This window comes from Saccharopolyspora dendranthemae (genome assembly GCF_007829955.1).
In the GTDB taxonomy this organism is placed as follows: domain Bacteria; phylum Actinomycetota; class Actinomycetes; order Mycobacteriales; family Pseudonocardiaceae; genus Saccharopolyspora; species Saccharopolyspora dendranthemae.
On the sequence record NZ_VIWX01000004.1, the window covers coordinates 1 to 17904 of the forward strand.

General features: G+C 70.1%; 15 protein-coding genes and 2 pseudogenes. 2 read left to right on the forward strand and 15 right to left on the reverse strand.

The window, feature by feature from the left end:
- Nucleotides 1-258 precede the first annotated feature (258 nt).
- Nucleotides 259-1392: pseudogene (locus FHU35_RS18765) on the forward strand (steroid 3-ketoacyl-CoA thiolase).
- A gap of 174 nt (nucleotides 1393-1566) precedes the next feature.
- Here FHU35_RS18765 and hsaB read toward each other — a convergent pair.
- From hsaB to FHU35_RS18830, 13 genes and pseudogenes are all read right to left on the reverse strand, one after another.
- A pseudogene (gene hsaB / locus FHU35_RS18770) lies at nucleotides 1567-2122 on the reverse strand (3-hydroxy-9,10-secoandrosta-1,3,5(10)-triene-9,17-dione monooxygenase reductase subunit).
- Between the two features lie 11 nt (nucleotides 2123-2133).
- Nucleotides 2134-3039 (reverse strand): iron-dependent extradiol dioxygenase HsaC, encoded by a 906-nt coding sequence (hsaC, locus tag FHU35_RS18775; RefSeq protein WP_145738066.1) that lies wholly within the window; start codon nucleotides 3037-3039, stop codon nucleotides 2134-2136.
- An 89-nt stretch (nucleotides 3040-3128) separates the two neighbouring features.
- The gene (gene hsaD, locus FHU35_RS18780) at nucleotides 3129-3980 is read right to left on the reverse strand and encodes a 4,5:9,10-diseco-3-hydroxy-5,9,17-trioxoandrosta-1(10),2-diene-4-oate hydrolase (protein WP_145738065.1); all 852 of its coding nucleotides are present in this window, start codon (nucleotides 3978-3980) and stop codon (nucleotides 3129-3131) included.
- A complete protein-coding gene (gene hsaA, locus FHU35_RS18785; protein ID WP_145738064.1) occupies nucleotides 3980-5158 on the reverse strand; it encodes a 3-hydroxy-9,10-secoandrosta-1,3,5(10)-triene-9,17-dione monooxygenase oxygenase subunit in 1179 nt (392 codons plus the stop codon). Before hsaA ends, hsaD begins: the two co-directional genes overlap by 1 nt.
- Nucleotides 5159-5188: 30 nt before the next feature.
- Nucleotides 5189-6247 carry a 4-hydroxy-2-oxovalerate aldolase gene (gene dmpG / locus FHU35_RS18790; protein WP_246110186.1) on the reverse strand — a complete coding sequence of 353 codons (1059 nt, stop codon included), beginning with the start codon at nucleotides 6245-6247 and terminating at the stop codon, nucleotides 5189-5191.
- A complete protein-coding gene (locus FHU35_RS18795) occupies nucleotides 6244-7149 on the reverse strand; it encodes an acetaldehyde dehydrogenase (acetylating) (RefSeq protein ID WP_145738063.1) in 906 nt (301 codons plus the stop codon). The genes dmpG and FHU35_RS18795 overlap by 4 nt, the downstream gene beginning before the upstream one ends.
- A gap of 29 nt (nucleotides 7150-7178) precedes the next feature.
- Nucleotides 7179-7955, reverse strand: a complete 777-nt coding sequence (locus FHU35_RS18800) for a 2-keto-4-pentenoate hydratase (RefSeq protein ID WP_145738062.1) — start codon at nucleotides 7953-7955, stop codon at nucleotides 7179-7181.
- A gap of 115 nt (nucleotides 7956-8070) precedes the next feature.
- Nucleotides 8071-9237: a lipid-transfer protein gene (locus FHU35_RS18805; RefSeq protein WP_145738061.1), complete on the reverse strand. Its 1167-nt coding sequence runs from the start codon at nucleotides 9235-9237 to the stop codon at nucleotides 8071-8073.
- Nucleotides 9234-9659, reverse strand: coding sequence for a MaoC family dehydratase (locus FHU35_RS18810; RefSeq protein ID WP_145738060.1), 426 nt, complete (start codon nucleotides 9657-9659; stop codon nucleotides 9234-9236). The genes FHU35_RS18805 and FHU35_RS18810 overlap by 4 nt, the downstream gene beginning before the upstream one ends.
- 70 nt (nucleotides 9660-9729) lie before the next feature.
- Nucleotides 9730-10695, reverse strand: a complete 966-nt coding sequence (locus FHU35_RS18815) for a bifunctional MaoC family dehydratase N-terminal/OB-fold nucleic acid binding domain-containing protein (RefSeq protein WP_145738059.1) — start codon at nucleotides 10693-10695, stop codon at nucleotides 9730-9732.
- Nucleotides 10696-10708: 13 nt separating this feature from the next.
- A complete protein-coding gene (locus FHU35_RS18820; RefSeq protein WP_145741564.1) occupies nucleotides 10709-11863 on the reverse strand; it encodes an acyl-CoA dehydrogenase family protein in 1155 nt (384 codons plus the stop codon).
- A 9-nt stretch (nucleotides 11864-11872) separates the two neighbouring features.
- Nucleotides 11873-12928, reverse strand: a complete 1056-nt coding sequence (locus tag FHU35_RS18825; protein WP_145741566.1) for an acyl-CoA dehydrogenase family protein — start codon at nucleotides 12926-12928, stop codon at nucleotides 11873-11875.
- A gap of 225 nt (nucleotides 12929-13153) precedes the next feature.
- Entirely contained in the window at nucleotides 13154-15253 is a 2100-nt protein-coding gene (locus tag FHU35_RS18830) for an acyl-CoA dehydrogenase family protein (protein WP_145741568.1), read from the reverse strand.
- A 113-nt stretch (nucleotides 15254-15366) separates the two neighbouring features.
- On the opposite strand from FHU35_RS18830, the gene FHU35_RS18835 reads away from it, so the two are divergent.
- The gene (locus tag FHU35_RS18835) at nucleotides 15367-16050 is read left to right on the forward strand and encodes a class I SAM-dependent methyltransferase (RefSeq protein WP_246110413.1); all 684 of its coding nucleotides are present in this window, start codon (nucleotides 15367-15369) and stop codon (nucleotides 16048-16050) included.
- A 79-nt stretch (nucleotides 16051-16129) separates the two neighbouring features.
- On the opposite strand, the gene FHU35_RS18840 is transcribed toward FHU35_RS18835, so the two are convergent.
- Both FHU35_RS18840 and FHU35_RS18845 read right to left on the reverse strand, forming a co-directional pair.
- Nucleotides 16130-17194, reverse strand: a complete 1065-nt coding sequence (locus FHU35_RS18840) for a prenyltransferase (RefSeq protein ID WP_186459503.1) — start codon at nucleotides 17192-17194, stop codon at nucleotides 16130-16132.
- Nucleotides 17181-17903, reverse strand: coding sequence for a methyltransferase domain-containing protein (locus FHU35_RS18845; RefSeq protein WP_246110472.1), 723 nt, complete (start codon nucleotides 17901-17903; stop codon nucleotides 17181-17183). Before FHU35_RS18845 ends, FHU35_RS18840 begins: the two co-directional genes overlap by 14 nt.
- Nucleotide 17904 lies beyond the last annotated feature (1 nt).

The window sequence follows — 17904 nt, forward strand, 5'->3', positions numbered from 1 at the left end:
GGAGTAGAGGTCGGGGTCGGTGAAGTCGAAGCCTTCCGGAAGGCTCGGTGCTACCACGGCTTACCTCCTGCGCTGCACGAACTGAAACGAGTTCTATGTGAAGCGAACCACATGGAGCGCGTTCGGTAAACCCCTTTAACTACAGATGAATCGTGCAAGCCAAGGCAAAGATCGTTCCGCCTCCCCTCCGGTCATGGCGCATGGGGATAACATGTTCTAGATTCGTGGCGGTAGCGATTGCGGTGAGAGGAGATTCAGGTGGGCACTCCGGTGATCGTGGAGGCGGTGCGGACGCCGATCGGCAAGCGCAAGGGCTGGCTGTCCGGGCTGCACGCCTCGGAGATCCTCGGCGCGGCGCAGCGCGGCCTGGTGGAACGCGCGGGCATCGACCCCGCAGTGGTGGAACAGGTCATCGGCGGCTGCGTCACCCAGGCCGGCGAGCAGTCCGGCAACGTCGCCCGCACCGCGTGGCTGCACTCCGGGCTCCCCGAGGAGACGGGCAGCACTTCGATCGACGCCCAGTGCGGATCGGCGCAACAGGCCACCCACCTCATCGCCGGTCTCATCGCGACCGACGCCATCGAGGTCGGCATCTCCTGCGGCGTCGAGGCCATGACCCGGGTGCCGCTGGGCAGCAACATCGGCACCGACGTGGGCCGGCCCAAGCCCGATTCCTGGGACATCGACATGCCCAACCAGTTCCTGGCCGCGGACCGCATCGCGGGCCGCCGGGGCATCACCCGCGAGGACCTCGACCGCTTCGGGGTGCGTTCGCAGGAACGCGCGCAGCTGGCGTGGGACGAAGGCCGCTTCGACCGCGAGATCGTCCCGGTCAGCACCGCCGACGGCGAGGTCACCCGCGACCAGGGACTGCGCGAGACGAGCGTGGAGACCCTCGGCGGGCTCAAGGCCGGTCCTCCCGACGGGCTGCACACCGCGGGCAGCTCCTCGCAGATCTCCGACGGCGCGGCGGCCCTCCTGCTGATGGACTCCGACCGCGCCCAGGCCCTGGGACTGCGTCCCGCGCGCCCGGATCGTCTCCCAGTGCCTGGTGGGCGCCGAGCCCTACTACCACTTGGACGGGCCGGTGCAGGCCACCGAGCGGGTGCTCGCGCGCAGCGGGATGAAGATCGGCGACATCGACGTCTTCGAGGTCAACGAGGCCTTCGCCCTCGGTCGTGCTGTCCTGGGCCGACGTCCACGGCCCCGACCTGGACCGGGTCAACGTCAACGGCGGCGCCATCGCCCTCGGCCACCCGGTCGGCAGCACCGGCGCCCGCCTGCTCACCTCGGCGCTGCACGAACTCGAACGCCGCGACGGCCAGCACGGCCCTGGTCACCATGTGCGCCGGTGGCGCGCTGTCCACGGGCACCATCATCGAACGGCTCTGATCCGCCGCTCCCAAGACGACGCGCGCCGCCCCAGCACTCCGGGGCGGCGCGCGTTTCCCATTCCCGACCCCCTGGCCCGCGAACGAACGTCGCGCGAACTTCGAGCCCGGAGTTCCAGACCCGGAGTTCGCGCGACGTTTCGCACTCGCACCCCACCAGGTGGTGAGGCGGACGTCAGAGCCAGTCGTCCGGCGTGCCCGTCAGGAAGTCCTCCGGCCAGTACTGGGCGGGGGTCGTCGGACGGGTGATGCCCGTGTAGGCGCCCTTGTAGAACAGCAGCGGGTCTTCCTCCGTCGTCTCGCCGAGCGTCTGCACCCGGCCGATGACGATGTGGTGATCACCGCCGTCGAGCACCGATTCGACCGCGCAGTCGAGCCAGGTGAGCGTGCCGTCCAGGAGCGGAGATCCCGACGGAGCCGGGCTCCAGCTCAGGCCGGCGAACTTGTCCTCGCCCTTGCGCCCGAAGACCGACGAGACGTCGCGCTGACCGGCCGCCAGCACGTTGACGCAGAAGTGCCCGGAACGCTCGATCAGCGGCCACGCCCGGGAGTTCTTCCCCGGGCAGAACAGCACCAGGGCCGGGTCGAGGGACAGCGCCGAGAACGACTGGCACGCGAAAACCCACCGGCTGACCGTCGCAGCTGCCGGTCACCACCGTCACACCGGTGCAGAAGTGCCCGAGCGTGCGCCGGAACGTCGCACCGTCGATCTCCGAGACCACCGCTTCCATCGCCCCTCCCATCACTGAGGCCTGTTGCCGAGGCTGAAGTCGTGGCCCCACAGGCTGACCGCCGTGCTCTCGCGCGCGATCCAGTCGTCGTCGTCGACCTGCCTTCCCTCGCAGCCGAATTCGACGTCGAAGCCACCAGGGGTCTTCATGTAGAACGACAGCATCAGGTCGTTGACGTGCCTCCCCAGGGTCGCCGACATCGGCACCTTGCGCCGGTAGGCGCGGTCCAGGGTCAGCCCGACGTCGTCGACGTCGGCTACCTCGACCATCAGGTGCACGATGCCGCTGGGCGTGGGCATCGGCAGGAACGCCAGGCTGTGGTGCCGCGGGTTGCAGCCGAAGAACCGCAGCCACGCCGGTTCCCCGTCGGAGGGCCTGCCGACCAGCTCGGGCGCCATGCGCATCGAGTCGCGCAGCTTGAACCCGAGCACGTCGCGGTAGAACCGCAGCGCCGCCTCGTCGTCGTGGGTGGACAGCACCACGTGCCCGAGCCCTTGCTCCTCGGTGACGAACGTGTGCCCGTACGGGCTCACCACCCGCCGGTGCTGCAGCGCGGCACCGTGGAAGACCTCCAGCTCGTTGCCCGACGGGTCGCTGAAGCGGATCAGCTCCATCACCCGCCGGTCCGCGAGCTCCTCGGCCGTGCCCTCCTTGAACGGAACCCCGTTGGCGCTCAACGAGTCCCGGATCTCCTGCAGGCCCGCCGCGTGCTCGGCTTCCCATCCGGCCTGCAGCAGCCGGTCCTGCGAACCGGGCACGATGACCAGCCGGGCCGGGAAGTCGTCCATGCGCAGGTACAGCGCGTCCGGATCGTTCCCGCTGCCCTCGACCATGCCGAGGACCTTCAAGCCGTACACCCGCCACGCCTCGATGTCGGTGGCCTCGATGCGCAGGTACCCGAGCGAGCGAATACCCATGGGACTACCTCTCCTTCGCCTTGTGGAGCGTGCTGTGGTCGTGTCGCGGCGGGCCCGGCGACAGCGGTTCCGCCGCCGGCAGATCGGCACTAGCCGTCCAGGAAGTCCTTGGTGATGCTGTTGAACTCCTCGAACTTCTCCAGCTGCGCCCAGTGCCCGCAACGACCGAAGACGTGCAGCTGCGCGCGCGGGATCAGCTTCAGCGCCACCAGCGCCCCGTCCAGCGGGTTGACCCGGTCCTCGCGGCCCCAGATCAGCAGCACCCGCTGCCGCAGCTTGTAGGCCTCCCGCCACAGCAGGCCCTCTTCGAAGCTCTCGGGCTGGGAGAAGGACTTGCCCATCGCCTTCATGGCGGCCATCGACTCCGGCGCGCTGGCCGCCGCGAAGCGCTCCTCGAGCAGCTCCTCGGTGATCAGCGACTGGTCGTAGACCATCGTCCGCAGGAAGGCTTCGAGCTTCTCCTTGGTCGGGCCGGGCGGCGCTCCGAACTGGCCCAGCTTCTGGACCCCTTCGGTCGGGTCCGGCGCGAACACGTTGAGGCTCAAGCCGCCCGGCCCCATCAGCACCAGCCGACCCGCGCGCTCGGGGAAGTTCAGCGCGAAGCGCACCGCCGTCCCGCCACCGAGCGAGTTGCCGAGCAGGTGCGCCTTGTCGACGCCCAGGACGTCGAACAGCTCGTGCAGAGCGCCCGCGCTGTGGGTGAAGTACTGGCCGTGCTCGGTCGGTTTCGAGGACTTGCCGAATCCGGGCTGGTCCACGGCGATGACGTGGAAGTCATCGGCGAACGCCTCGATGTTGCGGCTGAAGTTGCTCCACGCCGACGCCCCTGGCCCGCCGCCGTGCAGCATGACCACGGTGTTGTCGTTGCCGACGCCGGCTTCGTGGTAGTGCAGCGTCAGCCCGGAGGGCAGTGTCGCGTCCTGGCTCTTGATCTCCACCATCAGACCATCGAATCCTTCACCGGTAGACCGAATTCTCCGCTGCCGAACATCGTGTAGGCGCGCTCGGCGTCATTGGCCGCGTGCACCCGGCCGGCGTGCGCGTCCCGCCAGAACCGCTGGATCGGGGTGCCCGCCTGCAGCGCCCGCCCACCGGAGTTCTCGAAGAGCCGGTCGACCGCGGAGATCGCCCGCGCGGTACCGCGCACCTGGTCACGACGTGCCTTGAGCCGCAACGACATCGGCACTTCCTCGCCCGCCTGCAGCAGAGCCAGCTCGTCGGCGATGTTGGTCGACAGCTGCAGCCACGCGGCGTCGATCTCGCTGGCGGCCTCGGCGATGCGGACCTTGGCGAACGGGTCGTCCTTGGCCTGCTCACCGGCGTAGGCGGCGCGAACCCGCTTGGCCTGGTGCTCGACGTGCGCGTCGTAGGCACCCTGCGCCATGCCGATGATCGGCGCGGTGATCGTCGAGGGGTGCACGGTGCCCCACGGAAGCCGGTACAGCGGCGCCGTGTTGACCTCGTGGCCGGGGCACTGGGTCTTCGACATGGACATGAAGCTCAGCGCCCGGTGCTCGGGGATGAACACGTCCTCGACGACGATGTCGTTGCTGCCGGTGCCGCGCAGCCCGACGGTGTCCCACACGTCGTTGATCGTGTAGTCGTCGAGCGGCAGGAGGTAGGTGCAGAAGTCGACCATGTTGCCCTCGCCGTCCAGCGCGGGGCCGCCGACGAACACCCAGCTCGCGTGATCGCAGCCGGAGGAGAAGCTCCACTTACCCGTCAGCCGGTAGCCGCCCTCGACGACCTTCGCCTTGCCCATCGGCGCGTAGGAGGACGAGATCCGCGTGTTCTGGTCCTTGCCCCAGACGTCCTCCTGGGCCTGCTGCGGGAACAGGGCCAGGTGCCACGGGTGGACGCCGAGGATGGAGGCGACCCAGCCGGTCGAGCCGCACGCGCTGGCGATGAGCTTCACCGCGGTGTAGAACTCCACCGGGTCGGCCTCGTAGCCGCCGTAGCGCTGGGGCTGCAGCAGCTTGAAGAATCCCGCGTCCTGCAGCTCGCCGATGGATTCCGCCGGGATCTTGCGGCCGTCCTCGGCCTGCTGGGCGCGATCCCGCAGCGAAGGAAGCAGCTTGCGCACCGCTTCGAGAACTTCTGTGCTGTCCCGGTCACTCATGCAGTGCTCCGTTCGAAAGTTCCGGTGTGGTCACTTGGCCTGTTCGCGCTGCAGTTCCAGCGCGATGTCGATCAGCTGGTCCTCCTGGCCGCCGACGAGCTTGCGCTCACCGGCGCGAACCAGGAGCTGCGCCTGGCTGACGCCGTAGCGCTCAGCCTGGTTGGCGGCGTGCTTGAGGAAGCTGGAGTACACCCCGGCGTAACCCATCATCAGCGCGGAGCGGTCCAGCAGGCATTCCTCCGGCATCGCCGGGCGCACCACGTCCTCGGCGGCGTCGGCGATGGCGAAGAAGTCCACGCCGGTCCGGAATCCGAGCTTGTCGCACACGCCGACGAACGCTTCGACCGGCGTGTTGCCCGCGCCGGCACCGAATCGCCGCGTGCTGCCGTCGATCTGGACGGCACCGGCACGGGCCGCGGCGACCGAGTTCGCCACCGCGACACCGAGGTTCTCGTGCCCGTGGAAGCCGATCTGCGCGTCGCCGCCGATCTCGGCGTCCAGAGCCGAGACGCGCTCGGCGACCTGCTCCAGCACCAACCCACCGGCGGAGTCGACGACGTAGACGCACTGGCATCCGGCGTCGACCATGATCCGGGCCTGCTTGGCCAGCACCTCCGGTGGCTGGGAGTGGGCCATCATGAGGAACCCGACGGTTTCCATGCCCTGCTCGCGCGCGAGCCCGAAGTGCTGCACCGACACGTCGGCCTCGGTGCAGTGGGTGGCGATCCGGCACACCGAGGCACCGTTGTCGCGCGAGATGAGGATGTCGTCGGTGACGCCCACCCCGGGCAGCATCAGCACGGCGATCTTGGCGTTGCGCGCGGTCTCCGCGGCCAGCGTGATGAGCTCCTGCTCGGGAGTGCGCGAGAACCCGTAGTTGAACGAGGATCCGCCCAGGCCGTCGCCGTGGGTCACCTCGATCACCGGCACCCCGGACCCGTCGAGCGCGGTGACGATGTCGCGCACCTCGTCGGCGGTGAACTGGTGCCGCTTGTGGTGCGAGCCGTCGCGCAGCGAGGTGTCGGTGATGCGCAGGTCCAGCTCGTCGCTGTAAGTCTTGGGCAGATGGGTCTTGGGCAGTCCGGTCACCGCGCGGCCTCCTTCTGCAACGCCCCGGTGCCGGCGAGCTCTTCGCCGACCCGCACCGCGGCGGCGGTCATGATGTCGAGATTGCCGGAGTAGTTCGGCAGGAAGTCGCCCGCGCCTTCGACTTCGACGAACACCGCGACGCGCGCCTGCCCGCCGGTGAGCGCCGACGGCGGGTCGAACTGCGGCTCGGACAGCAGCCGGTAGCCGGGGACGTACTCGGCGATGTCGGCGGCCATGCGGGTGATCGACTCGCCGATGGCGTCGGTGTCGGCGTCGGCCGGGATGGCGCAGAAGATGGTGTCGCGCATGATCATCGGCGGGTCGGCCGGGTTGAGCACGATGATCGCCTTGCCGCGCTCGGCTCCCCCGATGACCTCGATCCCCTTGGAGGTGGTGCGGGTGAACTCGTCGATGTTCGACCGCGTTCCGGGTCCCGCCGACACGGAGGCGACCGAGGCGACGATCTCGGCGTAGGCCACCGGAACGACCCGGGACACCGCGTGCACCATCGGGATGGTGGCCTGACCGCCGCAGGTGATGAGGTTGATGTTCGGGGCGCCGAGGTGCTCGTCGATGTTGACGGGCGGGACGACGTAGGGTCCGACGGCGGCCGGGGTGAGGTCGATCGCCCGGATGCCGCGCTCGGCGTAGCGCGGGGCGTTGGCCCGGTGCACGTAGGCCGAGGTCGCCTCGAAGACGATGTCCGGGCTCTCGTTCTCCAGCAGCCAGTCCACGCCCCCGGCGCTGGTGGCCACGCCGAGGTCCGCAGCGCGGCGGAGGCCGTCGCTGTCGGCGTCGATGCCGATCATCCAGGCGGGCTCGACGTGCTTCGCCCGGCTGAGCTTGTAGAGCAGGTCGGTACCGATGTTGCCCGACCCGACGATGGCCGCCTTGGCCGTCATGGCGCCCCTCCTGAGGTGTGTTGAGGTCTCTAGGGTTTCGCGGTGAGGCCGACCGTGCCGAGACCGGTGAACTCGGCCCGGAAGACATCCCCTGGCCGCACGTCGATGGCGCGGGTGCAGGAACCGGGCAGCACGACGTTCCCGGCCCGCAACCGGACCCCGAACCCGGCGACCTTCTTCGCCAGCCAGGCCACGGCGGTGGCGGGGTTGCCCAGCACCGCGTCGGAGCGGCCCTCCGCGACGACCTCGCCGTTGCGGTGCAGCACGGCGTCGATGCCGCGCGGGTCGAGCGCCCCCGGTGCCACTCGCTGCGCTCCCAGCACGTAGCCGGCCGAGGAGGCGTTGTCGGCGATGGTGTCGGCGATGCCGATCCGCCAGTCGCGGATGCGGCTGTCGATCAGCTCGATCGAGGGGATCAGCGCTTCGGTGCGGTCGAGCACGCCCTGCTCGTCGCAGTCCGGCGGGATGTCCTCGGACAGCAGGAAGCCGACCTCGACCTCCACGCGCGGGTAGCAGTAGGCACGGGCGTCGAGCGGAACGTCCTCGGACAGCTGCATGTCGCTGAGCAGGTGCCCGTAATCCGGTTCGTCGACGCCCATCATCTGCTGCATCGCCGGCGAGGACAGCCCGACCTTGTGCCCGGCGGTCGGGACGTCCCGGCGGCGGATGTTGATCAGCTGGATCTCGTAGGCGTCGACCACGTCGATGTCCGGGTGCGATTCGATCAGCGGCGGGATCGGCTCCCGTTCGCGCTCGGCCCGCCACAACCGCTCGGCGAGCCCTTCGCGGGTCTCGGCACTGAGCATTCGTCCTCCCCGGCACCCCTGGTGACTGGAACAGGTTCCGAACGATGCGGAACCCCTTTCACGTGCTGTTCCGGCTACATCATAGCGCCAACAGCGCCAAAATCTATAACATGTTTCAGTTTGCTGCGAGCACCAGTCCGCTGGTGGGGACCCCGGTGCCCGCCGTCACCAGGACGTTGCCGACAGCATCGACCTGGTTGACCGCCGTCCCGCGGATCTGCCGCACCCCTTCGGCGATGCCGTTCATCCCGTGGATGTAGGCCTCGCCCAGCTGGCCGCCGTGGGTGTTGAGCGGGAGCCGACCACCGTGCTCGATGGCTCCGTCGGCGATGAAGTCCTTGGCCTCACCCCGGCCGCAGAATCCGAGCTCTTCGAGCTGGACCAGCACGAACGGCGTGAAGTGGTCGTAGAGGATGCCGACCTGCACGTCCTGCGGGCCGATCCCGGACTGCTCCCACAGCTGGCGCGCCACCAGGCCCATCTCAGGCAGGCCGGTGATGTCGTCCCGGTAGTAGCTGGTCATGGTGAACTGGTCCGGCCCGCTGCCCTGGGCGGCTCCGGCCACCACCGCGGGCGGGTTCGGCAGGTCGCGGGCGCGATCCAGGCTGGTGATCACCAGCGCCACCCCGCCGTCGCTCTCCTGGCAGCAGTCCAGCAGCCGCAGCGGCTCGGTGATCCACCGGGAGTTCTGGTGGTCCTCCAGGGTGATCGGACGCTCGTAGAACCACGCGTTCGGATTCGCCGCGGCGTGCTTGCGGTCGGCGACCGCGATGCGCCCGAAATCCTCGCTCGTCGCGCCGTAGGCGTGCATGTAGCGGCGGGCGAACATGGCCACCTGCGCACCCGGAGTGCCCAGGCCCATCGGGTAGGACCAGCTGTTGTCCACGCCGGTGGAGGTGGCCTGACCCGACAACCCGGCGTTGAACTGACCGAACCGCTGCCCGGAGCGCTCGTTGAAGGCGCGGTAGCAGACCACGACCTCGGCCATCCCGGTCGCCACCGCCATCGCCGCCTGCTGCACCGTGGCGCAGGCCGCGCCGCCCCCGTAGTGGATGCGGCTGAAGTAGCTCAGGTTCGGGATGCCGACCTCGCGGGCCACCGCGACCTCGGTGTTGGTGTCCATCGTGAAGGTGACCAGACCATCCACATCGGACGGTTCGAGCCCCGCGTCGGTGATCGCGCCGCGCACGCACTCGGCGGCCAGCTGCAGTTCGCTGCGCCCGGAGTCCTTGGAGAACTCGGTCGCACCGATCCCCGCGATCGCGGTCTTCCCTGAGATCATCGGGCCACCTCCGGCAGCTCCAGCCGAACCCGGCCGGTCACGTGGGTGCCGAGCTGGTTGCGGCCCAGCACCTCGACGACGAACACTCCCTCGCCCTGCTCCAGGACCTGGCCGTGCATGGTCAGCGTGTCGTAGGCGTAGCAGGGCACGCCGAGCTTGATCGACACCCCGCGCACCAGCGCTTCCGGACCCGCCCAGTCGGTGACGTAGCGCTGCACCAGACCGGTCGAGGTCAGGATGTTGAGGAAGATGTCGTCGGAACCCTTGGCCTGCGCCAGGTCCCGGTCGTGGTGCACGTCCTGGAAGTCGCGGGTCGCGATGGCCGTGCTCACGATGAAGGTCGGAGTGGCGTTGATGCGTTCCTCCGGCAGGGCGTCGCCGATCGCGACCTCACCCGCCGAACGTGTGCGCGCCAGTGTCATGCGTCCTCCCCTGTTCTGCGGGACACCCGCACCCGGTCGGACGCATGAGCGCGCGAGCCGAAATCGTCGCTCATGCGTCCTCCGACGGTTTCCAGTACGGCAGCGTGAGTTCGTCGTCGACGCGCTGGTAGGCGACCTGGACGCGCTGCCCGATGGTCACCTCTTCCGGGTCGACGTCGTGCAGTTCCCCGAGGATCCGGACGCCCTCGTCGAGCGCGACCAGCGCGATCACCAGCGGCAGCTTCTTGCCCGGGATCGCGGGACGGTGGTGCACGACGTAGCTGTAGACCTCGCCGAGCCCTTCGGACACCAGGTGGGTGCGCTGGGTGGCACCGCACTCCGGGCACATCGGCCCCGGCGGGTGCCGCAGCAGTCCGCAGCCGCCGCAGCGCTGGATGCGCAGCTCGCCTGCGGCCGTGCCCTCCCAGAAGTAGGCGGTGTCCTGGTTGATCGCGGGCCGGATGACCTCGGCCGGCGGCTCCGGTTCCGACTGGGGCTCAGCGGTCTTCGCTTCCGCAGGCTTGAACTTCAGGACGCGGAACATCATCTCGGCCACCGGCTCATCGCCGACGTACCAGGTGTTGCGGGTGGTGACGAACCAGCCCTCGCCGAGGCCGGTGGTCTTCGGCCCGACCACCGAGTCGAGCTTGGTGGTGACCGCGAGCTGCTCGCCGTGCCGGAGGTAGCGGTGGTAGGTCTGCTCGCAGTTGGTCGCGACCACCGAGGTGTACCCGGCTTCGTCGAGCGCACCCATCATCGAGTAGAGCGGGTCGTCGGGATCGCGCTCGGGGTTGAGCCCGCCCATGGTCCACACCTGCGCCATCGCCGGCGGGGCGACGAGCCCGCCGTGGACGGACTTCTCGGCGACCTCAGCCGAGGTGTAGACCGGGTTGGCGTCGCCCATCGCCTCGACCCAGTTGTTGATCATCGGCAGGTTCACCGGATCGCGGGCCGGCCTCGGTGCGCTGGAACCGCGCTCGGCGATCCGGTTGGCCGCCGCGCGGATCTCCTCTGCCTCAGTGGTCGTACTGGTCATGATGCTCCATTCCTCAGCGCGGCACCCGCGGCAGTCCCAGCCCGGCGGTGGCGATCAGCTCGCGCTGGACCTCGCTGACCCCTCCGCCGAAGGTCAGCACGATGTTCCGCTTGGCCTGAACGTCCAGCCAGTGCAGCAGTTCCGCGGTGTCCTCTTCGGACGGATCGCCGTGCCTGCCGACGATCTCCTCCAGCTCGCGACCCAGCGTCTGCACGGTCTCGGAGGAGAACACCTTGGTCGCCGAGGCGTCGGCGACCTCCACCGGGCCGAGCGACGCCGACGCGGCGACCTGCCAGTTCAGCAGCTCGTTGACCCGCTCGAAGGCCCGCACCCGCGCGAGAACCCGCTTCACGTCGGGGAGTTCGAGCAGATCGCGCTCGGCCGCCCAATCACGCACCCGCTCGCGCAACCCACCGGTGCGGCCCGACGGGCCGAGCATGACGCGCTCGTGGTTGAGCTGGGTCGTGATCAGCTTCCAGCCGCGGTCCTGCTCCCCCACCAGCATCGAGGCCGGAACCCGCACGTCGTTGAAGTAGGTCGCGTTGACGTGGTGTGACCCGTCGGCGGTGATGATCGGCGTCCACGAGTAGCCCTCATCGCGGGTGTCGACGATCAGGATCGAGATGCCCTTGTGCTTGGGCGCATCGGGATTCGTGCGGCAGGCCAGCCAGATGTAGTCCGCGTCGTGCCCCCCGGTGGTGAAGATCTTCTGGCCGTTGACGACGTAGTCGTCGCCGTCGCGCACCGCGGTGGTGCGCAACGAGGCGAGGTCGGTGCCCGCGTCCGGTTCGGTGTAGCCGATAGCGAAGTGCACGTCCCCGGCGAGGATCTTGGGCAGGAAGAAGGCCTTCTGCTCTTCCGTGCCGTAGGTCTGCAGCGTCGGCCCGACGGTCTGCAGCGTCACCGACGGCAGCTGCACGTCGGCCCTCGACGCCTCGTTGGCGAAGATGTAGTTCTCGACGTCGCCGAAACCGCGCCCGCCGTACTCCTCGGGCCAGCCCACGCCCATCCAGCCGTCGCGGCCCATCCGGCGGACCACCGCGCGGTGGGCCTCGTCGTGCCGGTCCAGGGCGAGCGCTTCGCGCTCTTCGGGGGTGACGAGGTTGCTGAAGTACTCGCGCAGCTCGGCCTGCAGCGCCCGCTGCTCCTCGGTGAGTTCGATGAACACGGCTTCTCCTCAGGCGTGTCGGGCGAGGACGTCGACGCGGTGCGCGGCGCCGCCCGCGAGCCGCGCCAGGTCCTTGACCTGCGAGTAGTAGCGGTGCATGGGGTAGGTGATGTCCACGCCGAGCCCGCCGTGCAGGTGGTGGCAGGTGTGCATCGCGGCAGGTGCCTGGTCGGTGAGCCAGAAGGCGGCGACGTCGAGGTCTTCACCCGCGTCGCGCCCGGTGCCCAAACGCCAGGACGCCGACAGCGCCGCCAGGTGCAGGGTCCGGTTGACGACGTAGACGTCGGCGATCTGCTGCGCGACGGCCTGGAAGGCCGCCAGCGGCTTGCCGAACTGGTGCCGCGTGCGCAGGTGCTCGGCGGTGAGCTCCAGCGCCGCGGCCACTGCTCCGTCTCCCAGCGCGCACATCCCCGCGAGAGCGCAGGAGTGCACGTCGTCGAGGACCGCTTCGCTCGGCGAGCCGAGGACTTCGCCTTCGACGTCGTCGAGGTCCACGACCCACTCCACGCCGACCGAGGAGCGCACCGAGCGCAGCGTCACGCCGTCGGCGTGCGGGTCGACCAGCAGGATCGCGGGCCCCTGCTCGGTGCTGGCGGACACCAGCAGGCGGTGCGCGGTGTCGGCGTGCAGCACGCCGGTCTTGCGCCCGGTGACGCGTGATTTCTCCGACACCGTGCGGGGTTTCGTCGGCAGCGGGGCGGAGGCCTCGTTGAGCGCCGCGCTGAACACGCGTCCGGGCTCGGCGAGCAACCGCTCCTGCTGGGACTCGTCGGCGTGCCGCGCGATCGGCAGGACGCCGAAGGCCAGCGTCGCCAGCGCCGGGACGCCGACCCCGGCCTTGCCCACCTCGGCGAGCACCAGACCGACCTCGAGCGGGCCGAGTCCGGCCCCGCCCAGGCGCTCGGGGACCGGCAGCGAGAGCAAGCCCGACTCCCCCAGCGCCTTCCACACCGACTCATCGAAACCGATTCCAGTTGAGGCGGCGGCTCGCTCGGTCTCCTTGGCCAGAACTTCAGCCGCCAGATCCCTCACTGCCTGCTGCGTCTCCCCGAGCGTGAACTCCATCCCGCCCCCTCGACCAACCCTGGCCACGTTGTGAAACTTGTTCTACTACTACCGTCCCAGCGACCCCTTGCGCAAGCCTCGGGAACCGCGCGCGAGGCGCTCCGCTCCCGTCGCGCGAAAGGCGACGGGAGCGAGCACCGGAAGCCGTCGAGCCGTGCCGCGCACGAACCCGGCGGAGGCCGCGCTCAGCCCGCACCGGTGAGCTCGGGGAGTCGCTCGACACCCCTAGCGCGGCAGCCCGAGGATCCGCTCGGCGATCACGTTGAGCAGGATCTGCGTGGTGCCGCCCGCGATCGACAGCGCACGAGTGAGCAGCACCTCGTGCACCGGTTCCGCCTCCATCACGAGCGCTTCGGCACCGAGCACCTCGACGCCGAGCTCCGCGACGTTCTGGCGGTGCCAGACGCCCAGCAACTTCTCCACGCTGGACTCGGCGCCCGGCCCCTTCCCCTGCAAGCTGCGCAGCGTCGCCCGCAACCGCAGCAACGATCCGGCCAGTCCTTCGACGACGGCGGCGCCCAGGCGTTCTCGCACCGACGGGTCGGTGTCCGCGGTATCGGCCAGCAGCCGCTCGACCTCCTGGCCGAGGCTCGAGCCGCCGCCGAGCGCGACGCGCTCGTTGGCCAGCGTGGTGCGCGCGAGCTTCCAGCCCTGGCCCGGTTCGGCGACCAGGCACTCGTCCGGGACGAAGACGTCGTCGAGGAACACCTCGTTGAACCGCTCGACACCGGTGATCTCGCGCAGCGGGCGGACCGTGACGCCCTCGGAGCGCATGTCGACCACGAAGTAGCTGATGCCGCGGTGCTTCGGCGCGTCCGGGTCGGTGCGGGCCAGGCAGATCCCCCAGTCCGCTTCCTGGGCCAGGGAGGTCCACACCTTCTGCCCGGTCAGCTTCCACCCGCCGTCGACGCGTTCGGCCTTGGTGCGCAGACCGGCGAGGTCGGAGCCGGCGCCCGGTTCGGAGAACAGCTGGCACCAGACGATCTCGCCGCGCAGGGTCGGCCAGACGAACCGCTCCCGCTGGGCGTCGGTCCCGTGCTCGACGATCGTCGGCACGGCCCAGTTGCCCACGACCATGTCCGGGCGCTGCACGCCCGCCCGGTCCAGTTCCTCGTCGATGAGCAGCTGCTCGTGCGGGGTCGCGCCGCAGCCGTAGGGCTTCGGCCAGTGCGGGGCGAGGTAACCGGTCTCGGCGAGCCGGATTCGCTGCTGCTGCGGGGAGAGCCCGGCGATCTCCTCGACCGCGCCGCGGATCTCACCGCGCCGCTCCTCGGGGAGTTCGGTGGACAGGCTCAGCGTCCTGCGCGCTCCGGACGCGGAGAGGTCCGCGACCCGGCGGCGCCAGACGGCGGAACCTCCGACGGTCTGCCGCAGCGCCAGCGCTCGCCGCAGGTAGAGGTGCGCGTCGTGCTCCCAGGTGAAGCCGATGCCGCCGAGCACCTGGATGCAGTCCTTGGCGACCTCCACCGCTGCGTCGAAGACCGCCGCTCCCGCCACCGCCGCCGCCAGCGGGTGCTCGTCGGGTGCGTCCTCGGCCGCGCGCGCGGCGTCCCAGGCCAGGGCGGTGGCCTTCTCGACCTTGCACAGCATCTGGGCGCAGAGGTGCTTGATCGCCTGGAACGACCCGATGACCTGGCCGAACTGCTCGCGGGTGCGGGCGTAGTCGACCGCGGTGCGCAGGCACCACCCGGCGATCCCGGCGGCCTCGGCGGCGGCGAGCGTGACCGCGAGGTCGCGCACGTCACGGCCGGCCAGGACGTTCTCCGCAGGAACCGCGACGTCGTGCAGCACGACCTCGGCGACGGGCCGGGACGGGTCGAGCGAGGGGCGGGCCGTTCGCTCGACCTGCTCCGCGCCGACCAGGAACCAGACGTCCTGCTCGTCCACCCGGGCGCACAGCAGCAGGTGGGTCACGCCCATGGCACCGGGAACGGCGCCGATGCGGCCGGACACCACGAGCTCGTCGCCTGATCGGGTCCCGACCAGCTCGCCGGGTTCCAGGGCGAGGGCCGCGGTGGCCCTGCCTTCGGCGAAGTCCGCCCCGCCGAGCAGCCCGACCGCCACGGCGGTCGACCACACCGGTCCGGGCACCAGCGCGTCGGCGGCCTGCTCCAGCCCGGCCGCGAGATCGGCCAGGGTGCCGATCTGCTCGGTGATCAAGGAGAAGACGCCGATCTCGGTCAGGCCGGTCCAGGTCTCCTCCTCGTGCCAGACCGGGGCATCGGCGTTCTCCAGCTTGCGCACCGGGTCGGTGCCCAAGCCCTCGGCCCAGGACCGGATGGATTCCTGCAGCCCTCGCTGCTCCTCGGTGATCGCGATCGGCACAACGCCTCCTCGTCCGCGCCCGCACTGCGAGAATTAGAACATGTTCTAACAAGCTAGCGGGTGGACCGGGTACCCTGCAATGCGCACCAGCAGCTAGTCGAAAGAGGCACCACGTGACGCAGGGATCGACCACCGAACGCGAGCACCACCCGTCGATGCCTGCGGAACTGCTCGACCTCGCCGAGCGAGCGACCGGGTTCATGCCCACCGACGAGGGTCTGGCACTGCACGAGACCGCCACCGCCTACCTGGGGACGGGCGTGGGCGTCGAGATCGGCACCTACTGCGGGAAGTCCACGATCTTCCTGGGTGCTGCCGCGCGCAGCACCGGCGGCCGGATCGTCACGGTCGACCACCACCGCGGCTCCGAGGAGCACCAGCCCGGCTGGGAGTACCACGACCCGGGCCTGGTCGACGCCACCGTCGGCAAGCTCGACACCCTCGGCGAGTTCCGCCGCACCCTCGCCCGGGCGGGGCTGGAGGACGAGGTCACGGCCGTCGTCGGCCGCTCCGGCACGATCGCCGGCTTCTGGCGGACCCCGCTGACCTTCCTGTTCATCGACGGCGGCCACACCGAGGAGGCCGCCATCACCGACTACGAGGGCTGGGCGCACTGGCTCGCACCGGGCGGCGCGCTGGTCATCCACGACGTCTTCCCGAACCCCGAGGACGGCGGCCAGGCCCCGTACAACATCTACCGGCGCGCGCTGGACACGGGAGCCTTCACCGAAACGCGGGTCACCGGCTCGATGCGCGTCCTCGAACGCACCGCAGGAGAGCCCGGCGCCCTCCCCTGACAGTTCGTGGGGTGGGGGAAGTTTTCATGAAAACTTCCCCCACCCCACGACTTCACCGCCTCCGGCCGCGGTGGCGGTATCAGCGGGTGTGTTCGTACTCGCAGCAGGAGGCGTTCTCGACCGGGAGGCCTTGCGGGAGCCCCTCGCCGCGGAAGATGCCGTTGCCCAAGGAAGTCCGGGTGAGGGCGTCGGCGGCGAGGACGACGGCCGCCGCGGTCCAGGAGGACTGCTCCTCCGGCCAGCGCTTGTCGTCGGCGAAGACGTAGCCGGTCCAGTAGGAACCGTCCGGATCGCGCAGGTGCTGCATCGCGGCGAGCTGGGCCACCGCGCGGTCGTGCTCGCCCAGGGCGTCCAGAGCCAGGACCAGCTCGCACGTTTCGGCACCCGTGACCCACGGGTTGTCGTCGACGCAGCGGATTCCGAGGCCGTCCACGACGAAGTCGTTCCAGCGCTCGTCGATTCGCCGGCGCCCGGCCTCGCCCCGGACCGCTCCACCGAGGATCGGGTAGTACCAGTCCATCGAGTACCGGGTCTTCGGAGTGAACGCCTCCGGATGCCTGCGCAGCGCGTGGCCGAGGCGGCCGACGGCCACCTCCCAGCTCGGCTGCTGCTCACCGACGCGATCCGCCAGCGCCAGCGCGCACCGCAGGCTCTGGTGGATGCTGGAGCTGCCGGCCAGCAAGGCCTCACCGGTCGGGCCTGCTTCCCCGATGCCCCAGTCGATCTCGCCACGCTGGTGCTGCGCGGTGAGCACGAAGTCGATCGCGTCGCGCACCATCGGCCACATCCGCTCGGCGAACTCCTCGTCGCCGGTGATCAGCACGTGGTGCCAGACGCCGACGGCCGGGTAGGCGCAGTAGTTGGTGTCGGCGCCCGCGTCCTCCACCACACCGTCGCGCACCTGGAGCGGCCAGGAACCGTCAGCGCCCTGGGTCGTGCGCAGCCACTCGTAGGCGCGCTCGGCCTCCGCGACCTGCCCGACGACCGTCAGCGCCATCGCGCACTCCACGTGGTCCCACGGGTCGGTGTGACCGCCCGGGAACCACGGGATCTCCCCCGACGGGAGCTGAACGGACGCGATGGCCTTGCCGGTCTGGACGAGAGCCTCCGCGGAGACGACGCCCGGCAGCTCAGGCGCCGGCACGCGCCGCCCCCGGTTTGCCCAGGTAGACCGCGATGCTCTTGCCCGCGACCGGGTTCAGCAGCTTCTCGGCGGTGCGCGAGATCCACGGTGCCTTCATCATGTCCCACACCAGGAACGCGTGGTACGCCTTGGCCAGCGGGTGATCGTTGTTGTCGGTGCCCACCGCGCACTTGATCCACCAGTACGGCGCGTGCAGCGCGTGCTGGTGGTCGCGGAACGCGTAGCGCAGCCCGGCGTCGGTGAGCTTGCCGATCAGCTCCCCGGCGGAGTAGATCCGCACGTGCCCGCCCTCGACCTGGTGGTACTCGTCGGACAGAGCCCAGCAGATCCGCTCCGGCCACGCGCGCGGGACGGTCACGACGACGCGTCCGCCCGGCTTGACCACGCGGACGAGCTCGCGCATCGCCTTCTCGTCCTCGGGGATGTGCTCCATGATCTCCGAGGCGATGACGACGTCGAACTCCCCGTCGGCGAACGGCAGCGCGAGCGCGTCACCGGAGACGGTCTGGGCCTTGGCGCCCTCCGGCACCTCGCCCTCGGCCTCCATCGCGGCGAACATCGCGGACACGTTCTCCAGCTCTTCGACGTCCTGGTCGAAGGCGGTCACGTCGGTGCCGCGCCGGTACAGCTCGAAAGCGTGCCGGCCACCGCCGCAGCCCAGGTCCAGCACTCGCTGTCCCGGCCGCACGCCGAGCCTGTCGAAGTCCACC

Excerpts from the sequence above, each read along its gene's own strand:
- hsaA (WP_145738064.1), bottom strand. The coding sequence starts at position 5,158 with ATGAGTGACCGGGACAGCACAGAAGTTCTCGAAGCGGTGCGCAAGCTG.
- FHU35_RS18810 (WP_145738060.1), bottom strand. The coding sequence starts at position 9,659 with ATGACACTGGCGCGCACACGTTCGGCGGGTGAGGTCGCGATCGGCGAC.
- FHU35_RS18825 (WP_145741566.1), bottom strand. The coding sequence starts at position 12,928 with ATGGAGTTCACGCTCGGGGAGACGCAGCAGGCAGTGAGGGATCTGGCG.
- FHU35_RS18795 (WP_145738063.1), bottom strand. The coding sequence starts at position 7,149 with ATGACGGCCAAGGCGGCCATCGTCGGGTCGGGCAACATCGGTACCGAC.
- hsaD (WP_145738065.1), bottom strand. The coding sequence starts at position 3,980 with ATGGTGGAGATCAAGAGCCAGGACGCGACACTGCCCTCCGGGCTGACG.
- FHU35_RS18805 (WP_145738061.1), bottom strand. The coding sequence starts at position 9,237 with ATGATCTCAGGGAAGACCGCGATCGCGGGGATCGGTGCGACCGAGTTC.
- hsaC (WP_145738066.1), bottom strand. The coding sequence starts at position 3,039 with ATGGGTATTCGCTCGCTCGGGTACCTGCGCATCGAGGCCACCGACATC.
- FHU35_RS18800 (WP_145738062.1), bottom strand. The coding sequence starts at position 7,955 with ATGCTCAGTGCCGAGACCCGCGAAGGGCTCGCCGAGCGGTTGTGGCGG.
- FHU35_RS18815 (WP_145738059.1), bottom strand. The coding sequence starts at position 10,695 with ATGACCAGTACGACCACTGAGGCAGAGGAGATCCGCGCGGCGGCCAAC.